At 56.8% G+C, this 5,837-nt stretch carries 6 protein-coding genes; all 6 read left to right on the top strand.

Annotation, left to right across the window (positions count from 1 at the left end; genetic code table 11):
* Window positions 1–230: 230 nt before the first annotated feature.
* Window positions 231–1,490 carry an ROK family transcriptional regulator gene (locus tag PKO02S_RS31425; protein ID WP_127589149.1) on the top strand — a complete coding sequence of 420 codons (1,260 nt, stop codon included), beginning with the start codon at window positions 231–233 and terminating at the stop codon, window positions 1,488–1,490.
* Complete coding sequence (locus tag PKO02S_RS31420; protein ID WP_127589147.1) at window positions 1,447–2,775, top strand: M20/M25/M40 family metallo-hydrolase; 1,329 nt, start codon at window positions 1,447–1,449, stop codon at window positions 2,773–2,775. The genes PKO02S_RS31425 and PKO02S_RS31420 overlap by 44 nt, the downstream gene beginning before the upstream one ends.
* A 4-nt stretch (window positions 2,776–2,779) precedes the next feature.
* Window positions 2,780–3,679 carry a sugar phosphate isomerase family gene (locus tag PKO02S_RS31415; RefSeq protein WP_127589145.1) on the top strand — a complete coding sequence of 300 codons (900 nt, stop codon included), beginning with the start codon at window positions 2,780–2,782 and terminating at the stop codon, window positions 3,677–3,679.
* Window positions 3,652–5,064: a PfkB family carbohydrate kinase gene (locus PKO02S_RS31410; protein ID WP_127589143.1), complete on the top strand. Its 1,413-nt coding sequence runs from the start codon at window positions 3,652–3,654 to the stop codon at window positions 5,062–5,064. Before PKO02S_RS31415 ends, PKO02S_RS31410 begins: the two co-directional genes overlap by 28 nt.
* Window positions 5,065–5,079: 15 nt before the next feature.
* Window positions 5,080–5,388, top strand: a complete 309-nt coding sequence (locus PKO02S_RS31405; protein WP_127589141.1) for a hypothetical protein — start codon at window positions 5,080–5,082, stop codon at window positions 5,386–5,388.
* A 100-nt stretch (window positions 5,389–5,488) separates the two neighbouring features.
* Window positions 5,489–5,837, top strand: a 349-nt coding sequence (locus PKO02S_RS32995) for a response regulator (protein ID WP_218033980.1), incomplete at its 3' end; no start/stop codon positions are given.

Raw genomic sequence — 5,837 nt, 5'->3', positions numbered from 1 at the left:
AGGGGCTGAAGTGGAAAAGCGACGCGGTCGTCTTTGAAATCAGGGCCTAACCACTTGCCTGCCCCCCTCGCGCCACTGAACTCTTTCGCCAGAGGACCATCAGGGTGTTCTTCCCTCATGGTTTTTCTTAATTTTGCAATTCCATATTGTAGGCGTCTTCAAGTGATGCTATATTAATAATAAAGAAACTTTACTAATTATTAAAACTCATCAAGCAAGGAGGATCCGACGTGAAGCCGAATTCATCGTACAAACCGGCCGACCTGAAAAACGAAAACCAATCCTCCATCCTGCAGTATGTCTATCGACAAGGAGCCCAATCGATACCGGGAATCGCCGGTGCGCTCGGTATGAGCAAGCCGACAGCAACCGCTTTGGTCGACGAGCTGGTGCGCAAAGCTTACTTCAAGGAGTCGGGGATCGGCGTTTCGGAGAAAGCAGGCAAACGGCCCAAGCTATATGACTTCAACCCGCGAGCCGGGGCGGTGCTTGCCCTGCACTTAGGCGTGAAAACGCTCCAATCCGCGCTGTTCGACCTCAAGCTCACGTCGCTCGCATCCAACACTGCAGCTGTGAATACCGAGGACATCGCCTCGACGTTCGAGCTGGTATCGGCCGAGGTGGAACGCCAGCTCACGCAAGCCAGAGCAATGAAAATCCCCGTCTTGGGCATCGGCGTGAGTGTTCCCGGCGTAATCGAGGCCAAACAAGGCATCCTCGTCAGCGCCGCTCATATGGAGCAGTGGCACGAGGTGCCAATCGGGGACTACCTACGAGAGCGATTCCCTCTCCCGGTGTGGGTCGACAACGAATCCCGCAATGGAGCATTGGCTGAGAAATGGTTCGGTGCCGGCGTCGAAAGCAGCCACTTCATCTCGATCCAGACGAAAGAAGGCATAGGGACAGGTATCATCCTGAACGGCGACGTGTACGGCGGACTGGACAACAGCGCCGGCGAGTTCGGCCATACGACGATCGACCTGCATGGCCCGGTGTGCCGCTGTTCGAATATCGGCTGCTGGGAACTATACGCCGAGGAAGGCTCTTTCCTGACGAGAGTTAAAGAGGCCGTAAAACAAGTACCCGATAGCAATCTCCATCGACGGCTAGAGACAGAGAGTCCCCTAACATTCGAGCTGCTTGCCGAATGCCAATCTGAAGGCGACTCGTTCGTGCATGAGCAGCTAGCCGAGTACGCGTTTTACATGGCAACCGGAATAATTAACATCATTAATATTCTTAATCCGGAGCTGGTCATCCTGCAAGGTGACATCCGGCAGTTGGGACAGCCTTTCCTGCGGCAGATCGAATCGATCGTGCAGAAGCGCACCCTTGTTCCCTCCAACCGGCGGGTACAGTTCCGCTTTTCCAGCTTTCAAGAGGATTCCAAAATACTAGGTGCCGCCACACTGGCTATACGAACGATAATCGGAGGAGATTGGCTACATGGAAACGGAAAAACAAGCGTTGCTTCGCAATCTGGATACTAGCCAGGTAGAAGCTTGGGTTCAGCAAAATAGTAAACTGATCGAAGATACGCTTCGCCGGTTCGTCGGGATTCCGAGCGAGAACAAATATCCGGTAGGAAACGAGCTGCAAGCCCAGTTGGAGATGGAAACGATTATGCAGCAGTTGGGCATGGAGACCGACCTGTTCCTCGTCACGGATGTGCCGGGAATCGAGCAGCATGAAGCTTTCCTAAGCGACGGCCGGGATTATTCGAATCGCCCTAATGTAGTCGGAGTGCTCCGCGGAACAGGCGAAGGCAAATCGCTCATCTTCAACGGGCATATGGACACGGTACCGATCGGGCGTGAGCTCTGGTCGCAGGATCCATTCGACGCTGCAATCAATGACGGCAAACTATACGGGCTTGGTATTTTCGATATGAAAGGCGGGCTGTTAGCGAGCTTAATGGCACTACGGTGCCTGCGCGATCTAGGATACACAACGCAAGGCGATGTGATTGTCGAGTCGGTCGTAGACGAAGAATTTGGCGGCAGCAACGGAACGTTGGCTTGTATCTTGCGCGGCTATGAGGCGGATGCGGCGATTATCCCGGAGCCGACCAATATGGTCATCTGCCCGATCAATCAAGGCGGGTTCTATTATCGAGTTTCGTTTCACGGAAGAGCAGGTCGTTCGTTTAGCGGTGAAAAGCTGATCAATCCGGCTTTCCAAGCCGCCCGTTTTCTTGAAATCATTTATCAATTCCATGAGTGGAGAAATGAAAATGACGTGCCGGACCCGATGTTTCCGAACAATGAGCTTCGCACGGACGTGCAAACCGTATTCGCAGGCGACCCAAGCATCGAACTCGGGGACCGGGTGCCAAGCAGTTGCAGCATCGACCTATGGATCCAAGTGCTCCCTGGCGTAACCGATACCGAGACTTGGCGGCAATTTACCGAATTTTACACGCCGCGGGTACAGGCCGATGCTTTGTTGGCCGGAGCCAATATGCGGATCGAGAAAAAAATGAGGTTTTTGCCGGGAACAGGCATTGACCCGAATCATCCTATTGTTTCTACGTTATACGAGGCCGGTCAAGAGGGTGCAGGGAGAGAGCTGTCCGTACTAGGAGCGCCGTTCGCCTGCGACTCGTACATGTTCAATTTGTACTCGCAAACGCCAGTCGTGATTTTCGGGCCTTGTGGCGGCAACGCGCATGCGCCTGACGAGTACATTGTGGTTGAGGAGTATCATAAGCTCATTCAGACTTATGCCTTGACCATTGCGAAGTGGTGTGGAATAAGCGGCCAGGAGGAGAACTGAGACGATGTCGGAGATCGATCGCAAGAAGCTGTATGAGTGGTGTCAAATTCCGGCTAGCGAGCTGGAATCGCATGCGGAACTGAAAATACCGTTCCAACTGGTGCCGACTTCGGAAGCGATGGGGGAGCTGATGGCGCGTGAGTTCGTGGAGGATATCAAGCTGACGAACGAGGAGGGCCGCATGTATCGGGCGATCGTGCCTTGCGGTCCGAAAGCCTGGTATGCTCCGTTCACTCGAATGATCAATGTGGAGAACGTAAGCCTGAAACGACTGGTCGTATTCCACATGGACGAATGCCTGGATTGGGAAGGGAAGCTGCTTGCTCGAAATGATCCCTATAACTTCAGGACCTTTATGGAGGAGCATTTTTACGGCGGCATTCAACCGGAGCTGGCGGTGCCCAAGGAGCAGCGTTTTTTCCCGGAGCCGGACCGGATCAAGGAAATCAAAGCGGCGATCGCTGAAGCGCCTATCGACCTCACACTCGGAGGCTACGGTCAGGATGGTCATGTTGCCTACAACCAGACGCGCCGTCATCCGTTCAGCCGGATCGATCTCGAGCAGCTGCGACAATCCGAGCTTCGCGTGCAGGAGAACAACCACGACACGATTATCGCGCTAGCACAACGAACTTATGGTTCGGCTTATCAATTCGTGCCGCCGATGTCGATCACACTGGGGATGAAGGAATGTTTATCCGCGAGGAAAATCCGTCTATATAGCGACACCGGAGCATGGAAGCAAACCGCGCTGCGCGTCGCCTTATTTTCCGAGCCGACGGTGGAATATCCGATCACGCTGCTGCAGGAGCATCCGGACGCCAAAATTACAGCAACCTACGAGACGGCTAATCATCCGATATCGGAGCATCCGGAATGGCAAATCCGAGGCGTAAACGTATGACGCTCCATCTGAGAGCACAAGCTGCATCGGCAAACCAAGCCGTTTACAAACGAATCGTCGGTACAGGCGGGATCGGATCCGGGATGTTCTTCTTGCTGGAAGGCAATCGCACGTTAGGTCGAAATGAAACTCGAATGGCAGAGCTCGTGCCGTTCAGAGATTACTGCAAGCTGCATATTATTTTGCACTATATATCGGTTCTCACCGGTACAGGGGCGGGCGGAACGATGGAAGTCGTACCGATCGGGCAAGTGGGGCGCGATGAGGCGGGCGAGCGTCTCCTGCGGGAGATGGCCGAGGCGGGGATGGACACCCAACATGTCGCCGTCTCGGAGGAAGCCGCCACGCTATTCGCTGTTTGTTTCCAATACCCGGACAGCACTGGCGGAAATTTAACGACATTAAATAGTGCGAGCGGCAAAGTTTCCACCGAGCAAATCGATGCGTATTTCCGGAAGGCTGCCAAGTTCGACTCTCACGAGAAAGGCATCGTCCTTGCCGTGCCGGAAGTGCCGCTCGAGACGCGCATTCGATTGCTTGAGCAAGGCCGCGCGGCCGGCTACTTCACGGCGGCGTCGCTGCTGCCGGCGGAGACGGCCGAATTCGCCGCAAGAGGCGGCATCGAGCTGACGGATCTGCTCGCGCTGAACATCGACGAGGCGGCGGCATTGGCCGCAATCGAGCCGGATTGCCGCGAAGCGGCAACGGGATCGGAAAGCGTAGCCATAAGGGCAACGGCAAACGTAGCCACACCGGCAGCGGCAATCGACGCCGCGCCAGCCGCCGAGGCGTCCGTCGGCGGCGACGAGGCCACCGCCGCCGCCGGCCAGTTCTCGGCCTTCGGCGAGGCTACCGCCGCCGCCCAGTTCTCGGCCTTCGGCGAGGCCACCGCCGCCGCTGCCGCCCAGTTTTCGGCCTTCGGTGACGCCACCGCCACCGCCGCCGCCGACAGCGAGGCCATCGCGCTCGCCTGCCTGCGCCTGCTCCGCCGCCGCAACCCGCGCATCGCCGTCTGCATCACCGACGGCCCGCGCGGCGCCTTCGGCTGCGCCGCCGACGGCCGGCTCGAGCGCGTGCCGCTGCTGCCTGCCGCTGCCGTCGCGACCGGCGGCGCCGGCGACGCCTTCCTGGCCGGCACGCTCGCCGGCCTCAGCTGCGGCTTGCCGCTGACGAAGGGCCGCGACGACACGCGCTTCGGCGAGACGCCGCTCGCCAGCGCCATGGAGCTCGGCACGCTGCTAGCCTCGCTATCGGTCACTTCGCCGCACACGATCCACCCGACCGCGAATGCCGATCTGCTCGGTTCATACGCTGCAGCGAATAAACTCACTTTCTCACCGGCATTTGCCGCCCTTTTCCGAACCGTTCCGTCTCAACCTAACTAAGGAGGTCCACCACCAATGGCCTATATGCTGCGTTTCGTGCAGCGCTTCCAGCCCGCGCAGCGCGACGCTTTTCTGACGCTCGAACGCCAATTCGCCGCACTCGAGCAGGCAGTCGCCGAATACCCGAAGGGCAGGCGCTACATCCCTTACTCCGGACGGGAGCCGGTCAACACACTCGTCTGGGAATGCGAATTTCCCTCCTTCGCTGAGGCGCAAGAGGCACTCGCTTTTCTGGAGAAGGATGAGCGCCACGAAGAGCTGTACCGCCAACAAGTCGGCTTTTTCCTGGAAGCGTACACGGAAATGTACGAAGTGTTCGACTGACAAGCAGGAATATGAGGCGGGCGGGAAGAACTCCTCAACAAAACGTAAAGCGCTTTCACAACCCCTTGTTTGTAAAAATCATCGAACAGGCAGTGTCACGATGTATAAGCTCTTGGTGGTCGATGATGAATATCATATTCGCGACGGTATCGTGCAGGTCATTCCATGGACGCAATACGGCACTCGCGTCGTAGGGAAAGCGAACGCACAAGACGGATCGTGCGGAACGCGGCGAGAGCGGCGGCTTTGGGGCGATCAATGGCATCGGCTATTTTTGTTGGAATCGAACCCAGTCCGGACCCGGCCAATGGCCGGGTTTTCCTTTTTGCAGCGACGGGTTAAAGCTCTAAGCACGAAAATCCGCCTTACAGCACAAGCTTGTGCCGAAAACGCCGCTCTAAGCACGGAAATCCACCTTACAGCACGAGTTGGAGCCGGAGATGCTGCTC

The sequence above is a fragment of the Paenibacillus koleovorans NBRC 103111 genome, assembly GCF_004000845.1.
Taxonomy (GTDB): Bacteria; Bacillota; Bacilli; order Paenibacillales; family NBRC-103111; genus Paenibacillus_AA; species Paenibacillus_AA koleovorans.
The sequence above is the reverse complement of the archived record's forward strand: the minus strand, read 5'-3'. Positions and strand labels throughout refer to the sequence as shown.

Coding starts and splice junctions, on each gene's coding strand:
- PKO02S_RS31410 (WP_127589143.1), top strand. CDS start 3,652: ATGGCAAATCCGAGGCGTAAACGTATGACGCTCCATCTGAGAGCACAA.
- PKO02S_RS31405 (WP_127589141.1), top strand. CDS start 5,080: ATGGCCTATATGCTGCGTTTCGTGCAGCGCTTCCAGCCCGCGCAGCGC.
- PKO02S_RS31420 (WP_127589147.1), top strand. CDS start 1,447: ATGGAAACGGAAAAACAAGCGTTGCTTCGCAATCTGGATACTAGCCAG.
- PKO02S_RS31415 (WP_127589145.1), top strand. CDS start 2,780: ATGTCGGAGATCGATCGCAAGAAGCTGTATGAGTGGTGTCAAATTCCG.